General features: G+C 62.4%; 18 protein-coding genes. 8 read left to right on the top strand and 10 right to left on the bottom strand.

Translation table 11 applies throughout. The annotated features are described in order from the left end of the window. Positions 1 to 6 precede the first annotated feature (6 nt). The 7 genes from NKI01_RS02295 (at position 7) to NKI01_RS02265 (ending at position 9,387) form a co-directional block, all read left to right on the top strand. Positions 7 to 2,496 (top strand): mechanosensitive ion channel domain-containing protein, encoded by a 2,490-nt coding sequence (locus NKI01_RS02295; RefSeq protein ID WP_352961698.1) that lies wholly within the window; start codon positions 7 to 9, stop codon positions 2,494 to 2,496. A gap of 156 nt (positions 2,497 to 2,652) precedes the next feature. Then, positions 2,653 to 2,916, top strand: coding sequence for a hypothetical protein (locus tag NKI01_RS02290; protein ID WP_023676533.1), 264 nt, complete (start codon positions 2,653 to 2,655; stop codon positions 2,914 to 2,916). A 268-nt stretch (positions 2,917 to 3,184) separates the two neighbouring features. Beyond that, the gene (locus NKI01_RS02285; RefSeq protein WP_352961695.1) at positions 3,185 to 5,746 is read left to right on the top strand and encodes a GcvT family protein; all 2,562 of its coding nucleotides are present in this window, start codon (positions 3,185 to 3,187) and stop codon (positions 5,744 to 5,746) included. A 96-nt stretch (positions 5,747 to 5,842) separates the two neighbouring features. After that, on the top strand, positions 5,843 to 6,694 hold the full coding sequence (locus NKI01_RS02280) for a DUF1194 domain-containing protein (RefSeq protein ID WP_023719921.1): 852 nt from the start codon (positions 5,843 to 5,845) through the stop codon (positions 6,692 to 6,694). A gap of 111 nt (positions 6,695 to 6,805) precedes the next feature. Then, complete coding sequence (locus tag NKI01_RS02275; RefSeq protein WP_352961692.1) at positions 6,806 to 7,756, top strand: ABC transporter substrate-binding protein; 951 nt, start codon at positions 6,806 to 6,808, stop codon at positions 7,754 to 7,756. A gap of 72 nt (positions 7,757 to 7,828) precedes the next feature. After that, complete coding sequence (locus tag NKI01_RS02270) at positions 7,829 to 8,605, top strand: ABC transporter permease (RefSeq protein ID WP_352484520.1); 777 nt, start codon at positions 7,829 to 7,831, stop codon at positions 8,603 to 8,605. Further along, the gene (locus NKI01_RS02265; RefSeq protein WP_352791112.1) at positions 8,602 to 9,387 is read left to right on the top strand and encodes an ABC transporter ATP-binding protein; all 786 of its coding nucleotides are present in this window, start codon (positions 8,602 to 8,604) and stop codon (positions 9,385 to 9,387) included. The genes NKI01_RS02270 and NKI01_RS02265 overlap by 4 nt, the downstream gene beginning before the upstream one ends. Positions 9,388 to 9,419: 32 nt before the next feature. Here the strand turns inward: NKI01_RS02265 and NKI01_RS02260 are convergent, their stop codons facing one another. From NKI01_RS02260 to NKI01_RS02250, 3 genes are all read right to left on the bottom strand, one after another. Next, entirely contained in the window at positions 9,420 to 10,358 is a 939-nt protein-coding gene (locus NKI01_RS02260) for a GlxA family transcriptional regulator (protein ID WP_302895626.1), read from the bottom strand. Positions 10,359 to 10,706: 348 nt separating this feature from the next. Then, complete coding sequence (locus tag NKI01_RS02255) at positions 10,707 to 10,853, bottom strand: hypothetical protein (protein ID WP_198030510.1); 147 nt, start codon at positions 10,851 to 10,853, stop codon at positions 10,707 to 10,709. Positions 10,854 to 11,175: 322 nt separating this feature from the next. Next, positions 11,176 to 11,361 carry a hypothetical protein gene (locus NKI01_RS02250; RefSeq protein WP_023719925.1) on the bottom strand — a complete coding sequence of 62 codons (186 nt, stop codon included), beginning with the start codon at positions 11,359 to 11,361 and terminating at the stop codon, positions 11,176 to 11,178. A gap of 230 nt (positions 11,362 to 11,591) precedes the next feature. On the opposite strand from NKI01_RS02250, the gene NKI01_RS02245 reads away from it, so the two are divergent. Further along, the gene (locus NKI01_RS02245; RefSeq protein ID WP_023676521.1) at positions 11,592 to 12,491 is read left to right on the top strand and encodes a LysR substrate-binding domain-containing protein; all 900 of its coding nucleotides are present in this window, start codon (positions 11,592 to 11,594) and stop codon (positions 12,489 to 12,491) included. 6 nt (positions 12,492 to 12,497) lie between these two features. On the opposite strand, the gene NKI01_RS02240 is transcribed toward NKI01_RS02245, so the two are convergent. The 7 genes from NKI01_RS02240 to NKI01_RS02210 form a co-directional block, all read right to left on the bottom strand. Beyond that, positions 12,498 to 13,481 carry an alpha/beta hydrolase gene (locus NKI01_RS02240; RefSeq protein WP_023719926.1) on the bottom strand — a complete coding sequence of 328 codons (984 nt, stop codon included), beginning with the start codon at positions 13,479 to 13,481 and terminating at the stop codon, positions 12,498 to 12,500. Between the two features lie 269 nt (positions 13,482 to 13,750). Continuing rightward, positions 13,751 to 13,933, bottom strand: a complete 183-nt coding sequence (locus tag NKI01_RS02235) for a hypothetical protein (RefSeq protein WP_023719927.1) — start codon at positions 13,931 to 13,933, stop codon at positions 13,751 to 13,753. A gap of 188 nt (positions 13,934 to 14,121) precedes the next feature. Next, positions 14,122 to 16,191: an ASKHA domain-containing protein gene (locus NKI01_RS02230; RefSeq protein ID WP_352495947.1), complete on the bottom strand. Its 2,070-nt coding sequence runs from the start codon at positions 16,189 to 16,191 to the stop codon at positions 14,122 to 14,124. A 113-nt stretch (positions 16,192 to 16,304) separates the two neighbouring features. Beyond that, positions 16,305 to 17,279, bottom strand: coding sequence for a methyltetrahydrofolate cobalamin methyltransferase (locus tag NKI01_RS02225; RefSeq protein WP_352961688.1), 975 nt, complete (start codon positions 17,277 to 17,279; stop codon positions 16,305 to 16,307). Between the two features lie 80 nt (positions 17,280 to 17,359). Next, positions 17,360 to 18,451 carry a methylenetetrahydrofolate reductase gene (locus tag NKI01_RS02220; RefSeq protein ID WP_023719930.1) on the bottom strand — a complete coding sequence of 364 codons (1,092 nt, stop codon included), beginning with the start codon at positions 18,449 to 18,451 and terminating at the stop codon, positions 17,360 to 17,362. Next, entirely contained in the window at positions 18,448 to 19,071 is a 624-nt protein-coding gene (locus tag NKI01_RS02215; protein ID WP_352640482.1) for a methylenetetrahydrofolate reductase C-terminal domain-containing protein, read from the bottom strand. The genes NKI01_RS02220 and NKI01_RS02215 overlap by 4 nt, the downstream gene beginning before the upstream one ends. Beyond that, positions 19,064 to 19,366, bottom strand: a complete 303-nt coding sequence (locus NKI01_RS02210) for a virulence factor (RefSeq protein ID WP_352861057.1) — start codon at positions 19,364 to 19,366, stop codon at positions 19,064 to 19,066. Before NKI01_RS02210 ends, NKI01_RS02215 begins: the two co-directional genes overlap by 8 nt. Between the last annotated feature and the right edge of the window lie 30 nt (positions 19,367 to 19,396).

Below are 19,396 nucleotides of genomic sequence, written 5' to 3'. Positions count from 1 at the left end.
ACAATCATGCTTTTCCGACTGATCCGTTTCGTTCTGGTCCTGGCGCTTGTCGCCACGGCGCCGCTTTCGTTGCGAGCGGTGGCGCAAGGGCTTGGCCAGGCGCCTGCGGGACTGGTCAGCGACCAGCAGAAAATCCTCCAGGACCTGACGACGAAGACCGACAATCTCGAAACGAAGATCCAGCAGGACGGCGACGACGACGCCAGCCTTGTCGATATTCGGCTGCAGCTGGAAGAAATGTCGCGTGCCTCGCTCAACAGCGCGCTCGCTTTCCGGCCGCGGCTGAACGAGATCAACAGCCGGCTCGAGCAGCTAGGCCCGCCGCCGGCCGCGGGCCAGCCGGCCGAGCCCGATATCGTGACCGGCGAACGCCAGGCGCTGGCCTCCGAAAAAGCCGAGATCAATGCCGTCATCGCCACGGCGCAAAACCTGTCGATCCGCATCAGCGGGCTGATCGAGAAGATCGGCAATATGCGCAGCGAGCTTTTCCGCAACCAGCTCACCAAGCGCTACGTGCTGTCCGATGCATTGAGCCCGGAGGTCATTTCCGATGCCAACAACGAATTTACCAGTTTCTACAAGGCGGTGTCGTCCTGGCTGAGCTTTGCCTTCAAGTTCAAGTTCCAGGCCGTTCTTGCCGCGGCCTTGATGGCGCTTGCCTTGGCCGCCGTGCTTTTCGTCGGCGGGCGGCGCCTGTTCGGCCGTGTGTTCGAAGCGGACCCCTCGGTGGAGGATCCCTCCTATCTCAGCCGGCTGTCGGTGGCGTTCTGGTCGACATTGCTGCCGACGCTGGCAGTCGGCGTCTTCCTTGCCTCGACCATTTTCTTTTTCAATTATTACAACGTCTTGCGCGGCGATATCGGCATCTTCCTGAATGCGCTGGCTGCCGTTGTCGCGGGTGTGTTCTGCGTCAACCGGCTGACCAATGCGGCGCTTGAGCCGCGACTGCCGAACTGGCGTCTGATCCCTGTCGAAACCGGCCCGGCGCGCTGGCTGGTGCGGCTGACGACGGCCATGGCCGTCGCCATCGGCATCAATTATTTCCTGTCGGTCGTGAACGACAAGATGGGCTCGCCGCTGTCGCTGACCATCGCCAGAAGCTTTGTCGCCACCATCATCGTCGGCGTCATCCTGATCCTGATGGGCCTGCTGAAGCCGTTCAAGGCCGCCGACGGGATCTGGCGGCCGTGGCCGGCGTGGCTGCGTTACACCGCCGTGGCGCTGGGGCTGTTCACCATCGCGTCGGCGCTGTTCGGCTATATCGGCCTTGCCATGTTCGTCTCGGTGCAGGTCGTGATCACCGGCACCATCCTGGTCACCGCCTATATCGGCTTCCTGTCGGCGCGGGCGATCGGCGAGGAAGGCGGCTTCGCCAATAGCTCGATCGGCCGTTGGCTATCCGCCAATTCAAGCTATGAGCCGACCGCGCTCGACCAGCTCGGCCTGGTCGTCAGCGTCGCCATCAACGTGATGATCGTGCTGGTGTTCCTGCCGCTGATCCTGTTGACGTGGGGCTTCCAGCCCGGCGACATCCAGGCTTGGGCCTACAAGCTGGCAACGGGGCTGACCATCGGCTCGGTGACGATCTCGATCACCGGCATCCTCTCAGGCGTCGTTGTCTTCATCATCGGCTATTTCCTGACGCGCTGGTTCCAGGGATGGCTGGACGGCTCGGTGATGGCGCGCGGCCGCGTCGACACCGGCGTGCGCAATTCGATCCGGCTGGCGGTCGGCTATGCCGGCGTCGCCGTCGCGGCACTGGTCGGCATCTCGGCCGCCGGCATCGACCTCTCCAGCCTCGCGCTGGTCGCCGGTGCGCTGTCCCTCGGCATCGGCTTCGGCCTGCAGAATGTCGTCTCGAACTTCGTCTCGGGCCTGATCCTGTTGGCCGAGCGGCCGTTCAAGGTCGGCGACTGGATCGTCGCCGGCGACATCAGCGGCACTGTCAAGAAGATCAGCGTGCGCGCCACCGAGATCGAGACGTTCCAACGGCAATCGGTGATCCTGCCCAATTCAAACCTGATCAACAATGCGGTCGGCAACTGGACGCACCGCAACAAGCTCGGCCGCGTCGACATCAAGGTCGGCGTTGCCTATGGTAGCGACGTCAAGCACGTGCATGGCGTCCTTTTGGAGATCGCACGCAGCCATCCGCTGGTGCTGAAGAACCCGGAACCCTTTGTGCTGTTTTCCAATTTCGGCCCGGCCGCACTCGAATTCGAGATTCGCGTGTTCCTGGCAGACGTTCTTAGTGGCAATATCGTCCAGAACGACATCCGCTTTGCAATCTTCGATGTGTTCGCCGACCAGCATATCGAAATTCCGTCGGCGCCGCGCGCCGTCGTCGAGACCAAAAAGCACGAGGCGTGGCCGATCGACGACGACAAGATCGAAGTCGAATTCGCCGAGCGAGAGCAAGCAAAAGCACTGGCAGTTGCGGAGGCGAAACGTCTCGCCAAGTCGGGACGCAAGGTGCGGAAGCCCGATCCTGACTAGCTGTTTGGAGCTTGCCTTCAAGCCTTCGGAAACCAATTGCGGCATGAATGCGGCATTCAGTTGCCGTTCAGCTTGCATTGCATATAAGCTCACCTGCAAACGGCGAGAATGCCTTGCAAAATGCAACAGAGGCGGTGGCAACACCGATACTGCAAAATGTGGAAGTCTCTCGTCGCCGCCATCGCTTTTCTGGCCGTGGGCGGTTCGGCCCATGCCGCCAGCGCGGTCAACAAGGACGCTGAGACCCGCACGCTGATCGTGACCGAAGGCGGCGGCAAGACCGAGCTGGCGCTGGCCGCCGGCGAAACCGTGGAATTTTGCCCGAGCGGCTGTTTTGTTACCTTGCCGAATGGCGACCTCGAGGCGCTGACCGGTTCGGAGACCATTGAGATCTCGGGCGGCGTCGCGCGCATCAAGTAAAGTCGACGCCATGATTTTTTGAAGGCCGGGCAAACGCCCGGCCTTTTATTTGCTTCCGGTAATCGGCGATGAAGGTATGCACTTTTCTTCGAAGCTGCGCAGGACGGGCTCTAGCAGCGCCTTCGTACTGAGCAGGGCGAAGGCGTAGGTCTAACTGCATTCGACGGGCTGGTGGCGCGGGCTTTTTTGGCGATGTCGCAAACAGGCTGCAAGCGCGGCGCGGCGCCGCCCTATAGTCTGGCGCAATAGCATCTTGGAGTCGCGGGCAATGGCAGGGTTTCCGGAAAAGGCGAAGGTCGTCATCGTCGGGCTTGGCGGCATCGTCGGCGCATCGGTCGCCCATCACCTGATCGAGCGCGGATGGGACGATATTGTCGGCATCGACAAATCAGGCATCCCGACGGATATCGGCTCGACGGCGCATGCCTCCGACTTCTGCTACACGACCAGCCACGATTTCCTGTCGTGCTGGACGACGCTCTATTCCATCGATTTCTACGAAAAGATGGGCCATTACGCGCGCATCGGCGGCCTCGAGGTCGCCCGCGTCGGCGACGACGCCCGCATGGCGGAGATCAAGCGCAAGATCGCCTCGGCGAAGGCCTTCGGCACACGCGCCCGCCTGATCGATCCCGCCGAGATCAAGGAAAAATTCCCGCTGATCGAAGAGCAGATGGTACAGGGCGGCCTGTGGGATCCCGACGCCGGCCTCGTCATCCCGCGCTCGCAGACGGTCGCCGGCAAGCTGGTCGACCAGGCGGAAGCCTCCGGCAAAGTCAGGGCGTTTGCCAATACCTCCGCCAAGTCGCTCGTCATCGAGAACGGCCGCATCAAGGGCGTGGTGACCGACCGCGGCACTATCGAAGCCGACTATGTCGTGGTCTGCACCGGAATCTGGGGACGGCTTATTGCGGAAATGGCGGGCGAGGACCTGCCCGTGATGCCGATCGACCATCCGCTTACCTTCTTCGGGCCGTACACCGAGTTCGCCGGCACCGGCAAGGAGATCGGCTGGCCGCTGCTGCGCGACCAGGGCAACTCGGCTTACATGCGCGATACCGGCGATCCCAAGACGGCCGAAGGCGGGCAGATCGAGTGGGGCTACTACGAAGAGACCAATCCGCGCCTTTGCCATCCGCGCGACATTCTCGAGAAAAACGAGGCACGGCTTTCGCCGTCGCAGCGCGATCTCGACATGGAGCAGATCATGGCGCCGCTCGAGCGCGCCATGGAACTGACGCCGATCCTGGGCGAGTTGGGCTACAATGAGAGCCATTCCTTCAACGGCCTGCTGCAGGTGACGGCGGACGGCGGCCCGTCGATGGGCGAAAGCCAGAAGGTCAGGGGCCTTTGGTATGCCGTTGCCATCTGGGTCAAGGATGGCCCGGGCATGGGCAAGCTCATCGCCGACTGGATGACGGACGGCCGCACGGCGATCGACCACCACGCCATCGACTATTCGCGCTTCTATCCGCACCAGACGAAAGAGCAGTTCATCTGGGACCGCTGCACCGAAACGGCGATGAAGGTCTACAACCCGGCGGTGCATCCGCGCGAACCCTTCTCCAAGGCCCGCAATGTCCGCCGCTCGCCCTTCTGGGAGCGCGAGAAGGAACTCGGCGGCTATTTCATGGAGCTCGGCGGCTGGGAACGCGCCCATGGCTACGCCGCCAACGAGCATTTGCTCGAGAAATACGGCAACCGGGTGCCGATGCGTCAAAACGAGTGGGACAACCGCCATTTCTGGCGCGTCTCGAATGCCGAGCATCTCGCCATGAGCGAGGATTGCGGCATCGTCAACCTGTCGCATTTCGCCATGTACGACGTCGAAGGCCCCGATCACGTCGCGCTGATGGAATGGCTGTGCGCGGCAAAGATCGGCGGCGACGGCAATATCGGCAAGGGCATCTATACCCATTTCCTCGATGAGGAAGGCATGGTGCGCGCCGACCTGACCGTCATCCGCATGGCCGACCGCTGCCGCGTGATCGACGGCGCCGATGCCGGACCGCGCGACTTCCAGTACATGCGCCGGACGGCAGAAGACAAAGGCTTCGACGTTACCGTCACCGACGTGACCGAGAAGTACGTGACCGTCGGCATCTGGGGTCCGAATGCGCGGGCGGCATTGAGCAAGGTCGTGGAAAATCCCGACGGACTGACGCCGGAGAATTTTCCCTTTGCCGCCATCAAGCCTGTCAGGATCGCCGGCAAGGACGTGACCGCCTTCCGCATCTCCTATGTCGGCGAGCAAGGCTGGGAACTGCATATGCGCTACGAGGACGGCCTGGCCGTCTGGGACGCCCTGCGGTCGACCGGCGTAATGGCCTTTGGCGTCGAGACCTATGCCAACAGCCGCCGCATGGAAAAGAGCCTGCGCCTGCAGAACGCGGATTTCTTGACCGAGTACAATCTGCTGGAGGCTGATCTTGCCCGGCCGAAGGTCAAGGAGGCCGATTTCTGCGGCAAGGCAAAGCATCTGGAATATCGCGCCCGGGCGCATCAGCCGGCCATGCTTTGCACCCTTGTGATGACGGACAATACCGATTCCAACGGCGTTCCCCGCTATCCGGTCGGCACGATGCCGGTGATGGACCCGCAAACCGGCGAGACGCTGGTCGACGAGCTCGGCCGTCGGTCGTTCACGACCTCGGTGGCCTATGGTCCGACCCTCGGCAAGAATATCGCGCTCGCCTACCTGCCCTGGGCTTATTGCCAGGAGAGCCGCAAGTTGAGCGTCGAATATTTCGGCGAGAAATACCCGGTCGAAGTGGCCGCCGTCGGCTACAGGCCGCTCTACGACCCGGAGAACCTCAATCCGCGCAGCTGAACTTAGAGACGTGCTCGCAAAAACGTGACTGGAACAGCCGCGCTCTCGGCCGGGCTTTCCTCTTTGTCGGTCGTCGATTTTAGCTTACCGTGCGGCATGTCTGCTTTTGCCTGTGCAAGACATCTCGTCTCGGGTGCCGCCGCGCTGGCGTCGGTGCTATGGCCGGCGGCAATCTCCCGCGCCGCCGAGCCGGTTGACGTCGAACTGGTGCTGGCAGTCGACGTGTCCTTGTCCATGTCGCCCGACGAGCTCGAAATCCAGCGCCACGGCTATGCGGCGGCGCTGACGCACGACGACGTGCTGCAGGCAATCGGCGACGGCGCTCACGGCAAGATTGCCGTCACCTACGTCGAATGGGCAGGCGCGACCTGGCAGCAGGTCGTTGTGCCGTGGACGGTAATCGCCAACCGTGCCGACGCCGAGCGGCTGGCAGCGCAGCTTTCCGCTCATCCGCCGGCCAGTGCCAGGCGCACCTCCATCTCCGGCGCGCTGGAATTCGCCAGCGATCTGTTCGCCGAAAGCGGCTTCCAGGGCGTCAAGCGGGTGATCGACATTTCGGGCGACGGCCCCAACAACCAGGGCGCACCTGTCGACATCACCCGCGACGCCGTGATCAAGCAGGGCATCACTGTCAACGGCCTGCCGCTGATGACCAAGGGCGGCGGGTTCAGCAGCGCTTACGATGTCAACAATCTCGACCGTTACTACAGCGATTGCGTCATCGGTGGGCCGGGTTCCTTCATGATCCCGGTCAATGACTGGACGCAGTTTCCGGAGGCCATCCGCCGCAAGCTGGTGCTTGAGCTTGCCGGTCCGGCCTCGCCGCAGCGAGCGGCGGAAGAGGCGGCGCATCCGCCATTGGTCTTGGCACAGGACAGCCCCGTCACCGACTGCCTGGTCGGCGAAAAAATGTGGCGCGACCGCAGCTGGATGTACAACACCCGCTAATGGCGAAGTTTGCTGCCGGCGGTGAGATACCGCAGTGCAGCATCGGCTTCATTGACAAGCCTGCGGGCGTCTGTGACACAATTCCGATCCGAACAAAAAAGGGGAACCGACATGAACAGGATCGGAATTCTTGCCACAGGCTTGACGCTTGTCGCTGGGTTGTGCGCGCCGGCGATGGCCGCCACATCGGTCAGCATCGGCATCAGCGGATGGACGGGCTTTGCGCCGCTGACGCTCGCCAAGCAGGCCGGCATCTTCGAAAAGCATGGCCTCGACGTCACCTTGAAGAAGGTGCCGCAAGCCAGCCGGCCGCTCGCCATCGCCAGCGGCGACCTGCAATGCGCCGCCACCACGGTCGAGACCTGGCTGGTCTGGAACGCCAACGGTGTGACGACTAAGCAGATATTCCAGCTCGACAAGTCCTACGGCGCCGACGGCATCGTCGCCCGCAACGACATCAAGACCGTTGCCGACCTCAAGGGTAAGTCGGTTGCGTCATCGGCGCCGGGCACGTCGCCCTATTTCATGCTGGCCTGGGTGCTCAACAAGAACGGCATGTCGACCAAGGACGTGACGGTCGTCAATCTGGAGCCGGATGCGGCGGCGCAGGCGTTTCTTGCCGGACAGAACGATGCGGCAGTCACCTACGAGCCGTTCATCTCGGCGGTGCGCGAAAAATCCGACCAGGGCCATATCCTTGTGACCACTCTCGACTATCCGATGGTGCTCGACACGGTCGGCTGCACGCCGGAGTTCCTCAAGGCCAATCCGGATGCGGCCAAGGCGCTTGCCGACAGCTATTTCGAGGCACTCGCCCTGATCAAGAGCGATCCGGCGAAATCCTATGAGACCATGGGCGCCGACGTGAAGCAGTCGGCCAGGGAGTTCGAAGAGTCGGCCAAATATCTGAAATGGGCGGACAAGGCCGAAAACAAGCAGTTCTTCACCAAGGAGTTCCAGGACTTTTCCAAGACCGCTGGCGAGCTTCTGCTGCAGATGGGCCTGATCAAGGAAGCGCCCGACGTCTCGACATTGGCCGACACCAGCGCCGTCGCCGACTGACCGGCAGGATTGTCGCCCGGCGGCGGTGCCCTGCGCCGCCGCTTTTTCATTCAGATCAAAGGACGGTTGACGATGCCGCGCCCCTTGCATCCGGTCTCGCCCGGCATTCGAACCGTGCTCGGCATCTCGTTCTTCGTGCTGTTCGTGGCGTTCTGGGCGTGGATCACGCTTGGCGGCCACGTCAATCGCATCTTCCTTGCCGATCCGCTTTCGATGCTGAGAGACGGCTGGCGGCTGCTGGTCGAGGACCGCTTCTGGCTCGACATCCTCATCACCATCTGGCGCGTCTTCGGCGGGTTTCTGATGGCAGCCATCGTTGCCGTCCCGCTCGGCATCGTGATGGGCGCCTGGAAGCCCGTGGAGGCGTTCCTGGAGCCGTTCGTCTCCTTCGCCCGCTATCTGCCGGCATCGGCCTTCATCCCGCTGCTCATCCTGTGGGCGGGCGTCGGCGAACTCGAAAAACTGCTGGTGATCTTCGTCGGCTCGGTGTTCCAGATCATTCTGATCATCGCGGTCAAGGTCGGCGGCACACGGCGCGACCTGGTCGAGGCGGCCTACACGCTGGGCTCGTCCGACAACGGCATCGTGCGGCGCGTGATCATGCCGGCCAATGCGCCGGAGATTGCCGAGACCCTGCGCCTGGTGCTCGGCTGGGCCTGGACCTATGTCATCGTCGCCGAGCTGATCGGCTCGTCGTCGGGCATCGGTTACATGATCATCAACAGCCAATCGCGGCTGGCGACGGGGCAGATCATCTTCGGCATCATCGTCATCGGCCTGATTGGGCTGTTGTCCGATTTCGCCTTCAAGGCGCTCAACCGTTGGCTGTTTCCATGGAGCCTGGCGTGAGCAAGCTTCTTATTGAAGGCGTCTCGCGCACGTTTGCCGGTGTCGGCGGCGGGCAACCGGTCCAGGCGCTGATGCCGATCGATCTGGCGGTCGCCGCCAACGACTTCATCACCATCCTCGGGCCGTCCGGCTGTGGAAAATCGACGCTGCTCAGGATCGTCGCCGGCCTCGAAGCGCCGAGTGAGGGCCGCGTGTTGCTCGACGGCAAGGCGGTGGACCGGCCGGGTCCAGACCGTGGCATGGTTTTCCAGTCCTATACGCTGTTCCCGTGGCTGACGGTCGCCGAGAACATCGCCTTCGGCCTGCGCGAACGTGGAATGGCCGAGCGCGAGCGCAGCGACATCGTCGCGTCCTATGTCGATCTGGTCGGTCTGAAAGGTTTTGAGAACCATTGGCCGAAGCAGCTTTCCGGCGGCATGCAGCAACGCACGGCGATTGCCCGGGCACTGGCCAACGATCCGGAGATCCTGCTGCTCGACGAGCCGTTCGGCGCACTCGACAACCAGACCCGCGGGCTGATGCAGGAACTGCTTCTCGGCATCTGGGAGCGCCGGCAAAAGACGGTGCTGTTCGTCACCCACGACATCGAGGAGGCGATCTTCATGGCGTCGCGCGTGGTGGTGATGACGGCGCGGCCCGGCCGCATCAAGTCGGACGTTGCCGTCGACCTGCCGCATCCGCGCCACTATACGCTGAAGACCAGCCCGGAGTTTTCGGCACTGAAGGCGCGGCTGACGGAAGACATCCGCGTCGAGGCAATGCGCACGGCCGAAGCGCATTAACTCAGTGGACTTTCTTCAGCTGATGGCTCGGATCAAGCCGCCAGAAGCTGCTTGCGGTCGACGCGTTCTTGTTGCGGCGAGCGGGCATAGAGTTCGCGATAGCATTTGGAGAAATGCGAGGCGGAAACAAAGCCGCAGGCGACTGCCACTTCGACCACCGGCAACGACGACTGGATCAGCAGGTGCCGGGCGCGGTCGAGGCGGATTTCCAGATAGTAACGGGCAGGGGAGCGCCCCATCTCGGTGCGGAACAGGCGCTCGATCTGCCGGCGCGACAGGTCGACATGGTCAGCGATCTCGATCAGCGAGAGCGGCTCGGAGAGATTGGCCTCCATCAGCTCGATAATGGTCAGAACCTTGGAATTCTGCACGCCGAGACGGGCGCGTAGCGGCAGGCGCTGGCGGTCGGTCGGGCTGCGCACGCGATCGGTCAGCACCTGCTCGCAGACGCGGTTGACGAGGCTCTCGTCGAAATCGTCGCCGATCAGCTTCAGCATCATGTCGAGCGCGGCGGTGCCGCCGGCGCAGGTGTAGATGTTCTGGTCGATCTCGAAGAGGTCGGCGAAGACATTGGCCTTGGGGAACGCCTCGGAAAAGCCCGGCAGGTTCTCCCAATGGATGGCGCAGCGCTTGTTGGACAGCAGGCCGGCGGCGGCCAGGATATGCGCGCCGGTGCACAGGCCACCGACGGCAACGCCGCGATTGTACTCCTCGCGCAGCCAGGCAAAGGCCGATTTGTTCTGGTAGCGCTCGACATTGATGCCGCTGCAGACGATGGCCATGTTCGGCCGGTCCGGTCCGGACATTTTCTTGCGCTCTTCCTCCAGCGAGGTGTTGACGGCGCATTCGACGCCATTCGAGGCGCGCACCGGCTTGCCGTCGATGCTGGCGAGCCGCCAGCGATAGGCTTCATAGCCGAGCATGCGGTTGGCCGAACGCAACGGATCAAGCGCCGTCGCGAAGGCGATCATGGTGAAATCGGGGATCAGGAAGAATACAAACGATCGCCGGATCGGGTGCTTTACGACGTTCACGGGTAGATCCTCACGCTGCAATGGCGCGAACAGGATGTCGCGATCAGCATAGCGACATCAGGAAAAACGTTTCCTGTCAATTGGCTAGATGGCAACGGAAAGACTTTATTTGCGACATGGGTCGCAAATGGGCAATCGCTATGCGGCGAAGGGCACAACGTGCCGCCGGATTGTCCAAACGAGCCGAACAGTCTGCGCACACGAAAACGCCGCCTCGGCAAAGCCGAAGCGGCGCTGGATCGACTTCGAAGCAGCGCTAGGCTGCTTCTGCCAAGATTTGCTGTTTCAGGCGACAAAGCCGAGGCGCGCGGCGGCCATGGCACCGGTCTGGCCAGGCATGGTGTTAGCCAGGCGCTGGCGCTCGAGCGCGGTCGTCAGGTTCATTTCGCGGCGGGCAAAGAGGCGGGCAAAAAGCTTCATGATCATCTCCATTCGGTTGCTCAGACGGGTCGCCTTCGCTTGATGGAGTGGGGCAGCTCGTTTGTTGATGATGATATAGGCTTAGGTGAGGGGAAACTAAATCGCAAAAGCGAAGCACTTGATATGAAAAGCGACACGGAATGCGACAAATTTGGGCATTCTGCCCAGGATTTACGATTATTTACAACGTGTTGATTGCCGGCGCGGGCTGCTATGCGACTTGCTCATATGCGTCATGCGGCGGCGACATGGCTCGGGGAAATCATTTGAATACAAACAAAAAGGCCTGCCGGGCTGATCTGCGCGGCAGGCCTTCAGCTGTTGATACACACGGTTACTTTGCTCCGGCCCAAGATCCCACACCATGGCGAGTGCCAGTCTTGGCATCGGCAGCTTCGGGCCAGCCGATATCCTTCTGCAGTTCAATCGGCAGCGCGCGGATGGCGCGTTCCGTCTGGTAGCGGGCACGGGCCTCGCTGAACTCGGTCGCGATCCGACCGATGGATGACAGGATAGACATCTCATTCTCCTTCGCGTTGGGCCGGGATTGTCCCGGCGCTTGCAGCGTCAGGCGGTACACCGGGTTTGTTTCAGCTTCATTTCGTGTCGATTGCAGGTCCGTGTCATGGTTGTTTCGGGACCACTTCTACGTGTCTTGCCTTCGATGGAGTTGACTATCCTCCCAAACTGATGTTCAATCAAACGAAATGGAATGATGGTTTGCATCAGAAAAATTGAAGGTCGCTTCCCATGAACGCCCCACTCAATCATCCACTGCCGCTGCTCGATCTCGATGTTCTGCGCACTTTCGTCGCAATCGCCGAGACCGGCAGTTTCACCACTGCGGCCAATGCGGTCTTCCGCACGCCGTCGGCCGTCTCCATGCAGATCAAGAAGCTGGAGGACATTCTCGGCCGCTCGGTGTTCGCGCGCGACGCCCGTTCGGTGACGCTGACCACCGATGGCGAGATGCTGCTCGGCTATGCGCGCCGGCTGCTGTCGATCAATCGCGAGGTGGTGTCGAAGTTCATCATTCCAGACATTGTCGGGGTGGTGCGGCTCGGCTCGCCGGACGATTACGGCGAACGTGTGCTGCCGCATGTGCTGAAGCGGTTCGCACAATCGCATCCATCGATCGCAGTCGACGTCACCATCGACCAGAGCGTCAATTTGCGCCGGCGCATGGACGACCGGGCGCTCGACATCACGCTGCTCACCAACTCCTACAAGACCAGCGCGATCGGCGCCGAAGTGCTGCTCACAGAGCCGATCGTCTGGGCCGGTGCCAAGGGCGGTTGCGCGCATCTGCGCGAGCCGCTGCCGGTCTCATTGTGGGAAGAGGGCTGTGCCTGGCGGGCAGGGGCATTGGAGGCGCTTGGCCGCGAGGGCCGCAACTACCGCATCGCCTATATGAGCGCACACACGGCCGGCCAGCGCGCCGCGATCATGGCGGATCTTGCAGTCGCGCCGCTGCCGAAATCGTTCCTCGGCAGTGACATGGTCGAGCTGTGCCCGAAGGACGGTATGCCTGACATCGGCACCTACAATCTCGCCATGGTGGTGACGCCAGACGCCAGCGCGCCGGTGAAGGCAGTCGCCGACCATATCCGCGCGACGTTTGAGATGTTCAGGGAAACTGGGAAGTTCTGACCCAAACTACGACCTGAGCGGCGCAACCAGATCGCGAGGGGTTCCGTCGCGGTCTGTCCTCTGCAGCGACAACACGCCTGCCGTGGCATGATAACTGTCAGTTTCGTTGGTCAAGAAGGCCACTATACTGTCCCGCGCGCGTCGCGCCTCCGGCATGTCGATCAACGGCCAGACATGGAACATGCCTTGCTCGTGGACGACCTCAATTTCGACGCCGGCCGCGCGTGCCTTTTCAGCGAAGATCAGATTGTCGGGGGTGAGCAGATCGCGTGAACCGGTCAGCAGCAACGTTTTGGGCAGCACCGACAGGTCGCCGTAAACCGGGCTGATGCGCCAGTCGGTGGGATCTATACCGGCGCTGTAAAGCCGGATCGCCTCGCGGCCGCCAGCAATGCCCAGCCACGGATCGTTGCGTTCAGCCTCATACATTTCTGGGTTGGCGAGCGACACGTCGAGGCCGGGCGAAATCAGCACGTGGCGTGATGGCAAGGGCAGGCCGTCTTGCGCAGCCATCATGGTCAGCACGACGGCCATGTTTCCGCCGGCGGAATCGCCCATGAAGATGATGTCATTCGCCCCGGTTTCGCCGAACATCTGGCGGTAGACGGCGCCGACCATGCCGAACATGGCGTGGAAATCGTGTTCGGGAGCAATGGGATAGATCGGCACAGTGATGCCGAACCCGAGACGGTCGGCCATGTCCGCGATCAGCCGCCAATGATAGGGTGTGATTTCAAAGACGTAAGCGCCGCCGTGCAGGTAGAGAATCCGCCTCCGCTCGCCAGCCTTGGGCGCGATCTCGTAGACGGGGAAGCCGCTGATCGTGCGGGTTGTGATCTCCAGGCGCGACTGCAGCGACGCAGGCGGCTGATGGTTTTCAGTCTTGCGCGCATAGGCGATCCAGCGCTGCAGGTTCTCCGGGCTGGAAAACGCCTTCTTGCGGCTGTACCTGAGGACGAACGACACGACGTGGCTTTTGAGGCTGGGCATACAGATACACGGACTTCGGCTGAGCCGACTAAGAGAACCCCCGACTATTTCGAAGATTGTGTCGCCACCAAAAAAGTCAAGATTTATGCGATCTCAACACGGTGGTTTGATCCCGGCCGGCGACAAAGTGTCCGGCCTATGGAGTCCCTGGCCCAGCGGCGCAGCTCAACGCCGGGGCAGTAATGCGGCGCGCAGCCAATTGCTGGGTGCAGCCGGAGCCGCATTGCGGCCCCGGCGAATACCGAGCAGCTTGCATTTGTCGGTGAATTTCATCCGCGCTGCATGCCCCAGCCGACCGAAAGCTGCTTTTTGCTCGATCGCGGCGACACCGGCCAGCCAATGTCCTTCTGGATCTCAGGCGGCAGGCTGTTCAGGATGCGCAGTGACTTGCGCGCTTCGCGTGCTTTCTTGAAGGCCGCACCATAGCGGCCGAGGCTTTCGAACATCGACATCTTGATCTCCTTTGGAGCGTTGCGGTGGCCGGAAACTGGTTCTGCCTGCCGTTCGATGCCGGTTAAATGCACCGCCTATGTATCTGGCGGATTTCACGAAAACGCGATTTCGTTTCCAGATCGGCGCGATCTGGAAACATTTGCATACAAATGAAAATGGAAGGTATGACAGGCCTAGCGGGGGCGAGTCATCCCCGCCCGCGCCGCGCGGCGTGGCCTTCGCGCGAACGCCGCCGCGGGGCGGCGTCGCCGGCAATGCCGTCTTCGCTCACCGTCTTGCGCGGCGGCAGTTTGACCGCCGCCGAAAGCTTGGGGAACGGGTCGATCTTGTTCGGCAGCGCCATGGCGTAGACGAAATGCTCCTGGAATTTCGGCTCCAGGGCCGTCTCAATCTTCTCGATCCTGCTGACGGTTTCCTCGATCTCGCGGCGATAGCCGCGGTTCAACAGCGCCATGCGGGCACCGGCGCCGGCCGCATTGCCAACGGCCGAGACCTTGTCGAGGTCGCAATCCGGGATCAGGCCCAGCACCATTGCGTATTTCGGGTCGATGAACGAGCCGAATGCACCGGCGAAGTGGATGCGGTCGACATGATCAGTGTGCTGCTTTTCCATCAAAAGCTTGGTGCCGGCATAAAGGGCGGCCTTGGCAAGCTGGATAGCGCGCACGTCGGTCTGGGTGATGGTGATCTTGGGCCCGCCTTCCTTCAGCACATAGGAGAAGGTGCGGCCGTTGGCGACGACGCGCGGCGAGCGGGCGCTCAGCGATCCGTCGACGACACCGTCCTCGGAGATGACGCCGGCGAGATACATCTCGGCGACTACCTCGATGATGCCGGAGCCGCAGATGCCGGTGACGCCGGTCGCCTGCACGCTGTCGAGGAAGCCCGGCTCGTCGGACCAGAGTTCCGAGCCGATGACGCGATATTTGGGCTCCAGCGTTTCGGGATCGATACGGACGCGCTCGATGGCACCCGGTGCGGCGCGCTGGCCGCCGGAGATTTCCGCGCCCTCAAAGGCCGGGCCGGTCGGCGAGGATGCCGCCACGACCCGCTGGCGATTGCCGAGCACGATCTCGGCATTAGTGCCGACATCGACGATCAGCATCATTTCGTCCTGGCGGTGCGGCCCCTCCGACAGCGTCACCGCCGCCGCATCGGCGCCGACATGGCCGGCAATGCAAGGCAGCATATAAAGCCTGGCGCCCTGGTTGAGCTTCAGGCCGATATCCGATGCCTTGATGTGGACGGCGCCGGAGATCGCTAGCGCGAAGGGAGCGCCGCCGAGCTCGGTCGGATCGATGCCGAGGAACAGATGGTGCATGATCGGATTACCGACGAAAACGGAATCCAGTATGTCGTTGCGCTGGACGCTGCCTTCGGCGCAGACCTTGTCGACGAGGCCCGAAATGGCCTCGCGCACGGCGACTGTCATGCCTTCGCGGCCGTCCGGGTTCATCATCACGTAAGAGACGCGGCTCATCAGATCCTCGCCGAAGCGGATCTGCGGATTGGATGTACCCGACGAGGCGGCGACGCGGCCCGATAGCAACGACACCAGATGCATGGCGATCGTGGTCGAGCCGATATCGCAGGCAAGCCCGTACGCCTCGTTCTTGAGGCCTGGCCACAAGGCGATGACCCGTGCGGTCTCGCTGTCGGTGTCCTTGTGGATGGCGGCGGTCGCTGCCCAGTTGCCTTTGCGCAAAATGCCTTGCACCTGCGGCAACAGAAGGAAATCGAAATCGAGGCTCTTGAGGCCCCAGTCCTTCATCAGCGCGATTTTCAGGCGGTCGAGGTCGCCGAGCGGCTTGTGCATGTCGGGTTCTTCGATCTCGACATAGCACATGCGGATTGCCGCATCGCGGGCGATGACCCTGGTGTCGGCGTCTTTGCGGATGGTTTGCGCGTTGATGACGGTGTCCTGCGGCACGTCGACGACGAGATCGCCGAGAATCTGCGCCGAGCAGGACAGGCGGCGGCGTTCGGGCAGCCCACGAACGCGCTCGTAGCGCTCTTCCTTTGCGCCCTTGGGCGAGATGTGGTCGTTGGAGGAAACGATCTTGTGCTTGGCGAAATTGCCTTCCTGCACCTCGATCTGGCAACGCCCACAAGTGGCACGCCCGCCGCACACGCTCTCGACATAGACACCGAGCTGGCGCGCGGCATCCAGCACCGGCGTGCCGACCGGAAACCGCCCCCGCTTGCCAGACGGCATGAACAGCACGAGCGGATCGGTGATGTTGACGGGAGAGTTCATACGTTCCAGACTTTACTTTCTACGCTGCTCAGGTCTTGGCCGCGGCAGCGATGCCGCAGTGTTTCGGTTCCTCCCCAGTCCTAGGCCCCATATCGTGTCGGCCAAGCCATGGCTCAACCCCGGGCCATCCGCGCTTCGCGGCCGCCGCGCCTGCGTCCGCCATTGCCATTGCCATCGCCCGGCGCGTTGACCTGCGTCCGGGCGGCAACGGCCTGGCCGCCTTCGGCGGGCCTGTAATCCTTGTAGGTCCTGATCCAGTTGGTGCAGTTCTCATCGGTGCCGTTCAACACATTGGCGCCACGCACCGCTTCCATTTCCTGCGGCCGCACCGGGTTCATGATCGCCGAGGTCATGCCGGCGCCGATCACCATCGGAATGAAGGCGGCGTTGATGCCATGACGGTGCGGCAGGCCGAACGAGATGTTAGAGAGGCCGCAGGTGGTGTTGACCTTGAGCTCCTCGCGCAGGCGGCGTAGCAGTGCAAACACCTGGCGGCCGGCATCGCCCAACGCGCCGATCGGCATGACCAGCGGGTCGACGACCACGTCATGCGCCGGAATACCGAAGTCTGCGCAGCGCTGAACGATCTTCTTGGCGACGGCAAAGCGCACGTCGGGGTCCATCGAAATACCGGTCTCGTCGTTGGAAATGGCGACGACCGGAACGTTGTATTTCTTGACCAGAGGCAGGATGGCCTCGAGCTTTTCCTCCTCGCCAGTGACGGAGTTGACCAGCGGTCGGCCCTTGGCGACTTTCAGCGCCGCTTCGATCGCCGCGGTCACCGAGGAGTCGATCGACAGCGGCAGGTCGACCAGGCCCTGCACGATCTCCAGGGTCTGCACCAGCAGGCCGGGTTCGGTCTCGTTCGGGTTGACCGAGGTGACGCCGGCATTGACGTCGAGCATGGTTGCGCCGCAGGCGGCCTGTTCCAGCGCATCCCTGATGACGGTCTCAAAATTGCCCGCGATCATTTCGGCGGCCAGCTTTTTGCGGCCGGTCGGGTTGATGCGCTCGCCGATCACGCAGAAGGGCTGATCGAAGCCGATGATGATTTCTCGTGTCGCCGAGGCGACGATGGTCCGGGTCATGAAATCTCTCCATCGTGATATAAAGAGTTCTTTATATCGTTATCTGTTTCCGATCAAGCGAATGCTGACGATTCGCGCTGTCAATGCGCGGTCTTGACCATGTCGACCTGGGTTTCGGTGAGGTCGTCATGCAGTATGTGGTCGAGCCGGTCGGCAACGAGCTGGTCGTCGCGGCGGATTTCGCGCTTCCACGGCCGGCGGCCCTTCAGCACGCCGGACTCGTCGACGATCTCGGCGACATACTCTTCCTGGCGATAGGCCATCACATGGACGCCGGACACACCTGGAATTTCCTTCACCTCATTGATGATGTCGATGCAGAGCTGCTTGCCTTCCTTCTTCTGATCCTGAGCGCCTTCCAGGCGCTTGACGATCTGATCGGGAATGTGAATGCCCGGCACGTTGGAGCGGACCCATCTGGCCGTCTTGGCCGAGGCCAGCGGCCCGACTCCGCACAGGATGAAGCATTTCTCGGTATAGCCGAGGTCGCGGACCTTCTGCATGTAGGTGCGGAACATCGGTACGTCGAAGCAGTACTGGCTCTGCACGAACTGCGCGCCGGCGGCGATCTTCTTGCCCAGCCGATACGGCCGGAAATCGATCGGCGGCGCGAACGGGTTGATGGCCGCGCCAAGGAAAAGCTGCGGCGGCGTGGTGAGTTTGCGGCCGGACAGGAATTTGCCGTTATCGCGCATGATGCGGCAGGTTTCGAGCAGCGACATGCAGTCGAGATCGAACACCGGCTTAGCGCCGGGCTGGTCGCCGGCCTGCACGCCGTCGCCAGTCAGGCACAGCATGTTGGCAACACCCATCGCGGCACCCCCCAGCACGTCGCCCTGGATGGCGATGCGGTTCCGGTCGCGGCAGGCGATTTGCATGATCGGGGCATAACCCATGCGGGTCAGCAGCGCGCAAATACCGACCGACGACATGTGGCAGTTGGCCCCGGAAGCGTCGACGGCATTGATGGCGTCGACCCAGCCGTCGAAAATCCTGGCGCGGTTGTAGACGTCTTCCGGATCGGCGCTGTCGGGCGGATTGAGCTCGGTCGTCACTGCGAACTCGCCGCGTCGCAGGACCCGCTCAAGCCGGCCGCGCGAGGTGTGGCCGGGTAGGGGATCGAGCGGCAAATGGATGCCGGCCGGATTCTCGTCTGGCTGACGGCCGATCATGCCGACGCTCCGGTGTTCGTAGTATTCTGGGCCGCATTGCGGGCGGCCGCGGCCTGCGCGGTCACCCGCAGCCAGGCGGAGGTTTCGCGCAAGGACTGATCCACCGGCTTCTGCACGTCCAAAATCTTGTCGCCATGCACCATGTTCTGCGAGCCTTCCCAGGCCTTGACCCAGACGCAAGGCATATCAGGCTCGACCTCGCAATTGCCGTTGGCGCGCACACCGCCGCAAGGGCCGTTGCGCAATTGCTTAGGGCAGTTCATCGGGCACGACATGCCGGTCGAGGAAAGAATGCACTGACCGCACATGCGGCAGTCGAACATGAAGCCCTTGACGCGCTTCTCGACGAATTTCACCGGCCCTTCGACACGGCTGTAGCCGATGCCCTTCCATAGCGGGTGGAGAGTCAGGAACATGTCGGCGAATTTGGCGTAGAACCATTCGAGCAGCCGCGAATGCCGCACCGACCAAAGCCGCACCGCAAACGAGCGCTGCACGCGCCGCTGCGGCGACACGTCAGCCGGCTTGTAGTCGGATTTCGGCGCCGCCTTCTTGACGATTGTCGCCTGGGTCACGCCGGCTTGAGCCGTCGTCACCGGCATTGATTGGGGATCAGACATTTTCTTTGCCGCCCGCCTTGACCAAAGCGACCAACCGCTCACGGTCGTATTTCGCATCGAGCTCCTGAAGAGCCTTCTCGGCCTCGACTTCAAGATCGTCACTGACTGGGATGGGCTCTGCCTTGCGCCATTCGGCAAGGTAGTCGTCGGTGCCGCCGGCGCCGGTGCGCATGGCGCACATGTCGATCGCCTCGGTGAAGCGCAGCGGCAGTTCGCGCTTGGCGTTCTGCCGGCCCCTCTTGACGATGACCTGGGCGGGGATGTCGCGCCAGTAGACGACGATCAGATCGGCCATGAATTCCTGCTCCTGGAGAGCGCCGCGCGT

It is taken from the genome of Mesorhizobium sp. M0815 (assembly GCF_040319995.1).
Taxonomy (GTDB): domain Bacteria; phylum Pseudomonadota; class Alphaproteobacteria; order Rhizobiales; family Rhizobiaceae; genus Mesorhizobium.
The sequence above is the reverse complement of the archived record's forward strand: the minus strand, read 5'-3'. Positions and strand labels throughout refer to the sequence as shown.

Bases quoted from the DNA above. Each gene is read 5' to 3' on its own strand.
- NKI01_RS02230 (WP_352495947.1), bottom strand. From the start codon at position 16,191: ATGAACTCTCCCGTCAACATCACCGATCCGCTCGTGCTGTTCATGCCG.
- NKI01_RS02275 (WP_352961692.1), top strand. From the start codon at position 6,806: ATGAACAGGATCGGAATTCTTGCCACAGGCTTGACGCTTGTCGCTGGG.
- NKI01_RS02280 (WP_023719921.1), top strand. From the start codon at position 5,843: ATGTCTGCTTTTGCCTGTGCAAGACATCTCGTCTCGGGTGCCGCCGCG.
- NKI01_RS02250 (WP_023719925.1), bottom strand. From the start codon at position 11,361: ATGTCTATCCTGTCATCCATCGGTCGGATCGCGACCGAGTTCAGCGAG.
- NKI01_RS02225 (WP_352961688.1), bottom strand. From the start codon at position 17,279: ATGACCCGGACCATCGTCGCCTCGGCGACACGAGAAATCATCATCGGC.
- NKI01_RS02215 (WP_352640482.1), bottom strand. From the start codon at position 19,071: ATGTCTGATCCCCAATCAATGCCGGTGACGACGGCTCAAGCCGGCGTG.
- NKI01_RS02260 (WP_302895626.1), bottom strand. From the start codon at position 10,358: ATGATCGCCTTCGCGACGGCGCTTGATCCGTTGCGTTCGGCCAACCGC.
- NKI01_RS02270 (WP_352484520.1), top strand. From the start codon at position 7,829: ATGCCGCGCCCCTTGCATCCGGTCTCGCCCGGCATTCGAACCGTGCTC.
- NKI01_RS02285 (WP_352961695.1), top strand. From the start codon at position 3,185: ATGGCAGGGTTTCCGGAAAAGGCGAAGGTCGTCATCGTCGGGCTTGGC.
- NKI01_RS02245 (WP_023676521.1), top strand. From the start codon at position 11,592: ATGAACGCCCCACTCAATCATCCACTGCCGCTGCTCGATCTCGATGTT.
- NKI01_RS02255 (WP_198030510.1), bottom strand. From the start codon at position 10,853: ATGGAGATGATCATGAAGCTTTTTGCCCGCCTCTTTGCCCGCCGCGAA.
- NKI01_RS02235 (WP_023719927.1), bottom strand. From the start codon at position 13,933: ATGTCGATGTTCGAAAGCCTCGGCCGCTATGGTGCGGCCTTCAAGAAA.
- NKI01_RS02220 (WP_023719930.1), bottom strand. From the start codon at position 18,451: ATGATCGGCCGTCAGCCAGACGAGAATCCGGCCGGCATCCATTTGCCG.
- NKI01_RS02290 (WP_023676533.1), top strand. From the start codon at position 2,653: ATGTGGAAGTCTCTCGTCGCCGCCATCGCTTTTCTGGCCGTGGGCGGT.
- NKI01_RS02295 (WP_352961698.1), top strand. From the start codon at position 7: ATGCTTTTCCGACTGATCCGTTTCGTTCTGGTCCTGGCGCTTGTCGCC.
- NKI01_RS02240 (WP_023719926.1), bottom strand. From the start codon at position 13,481: ATGCCCAGCCTCAAAAGCCACGTCGTGTCGTTCGTCCTCAGGTACAGC.
- NKI01_RS02210 (WP_352861057.1), bottom strand. From the start codon at position 19,366: ATGGCCGATCTGATCGTCGTCTACTGGCGCGACATCCCCGCCCAGGTC.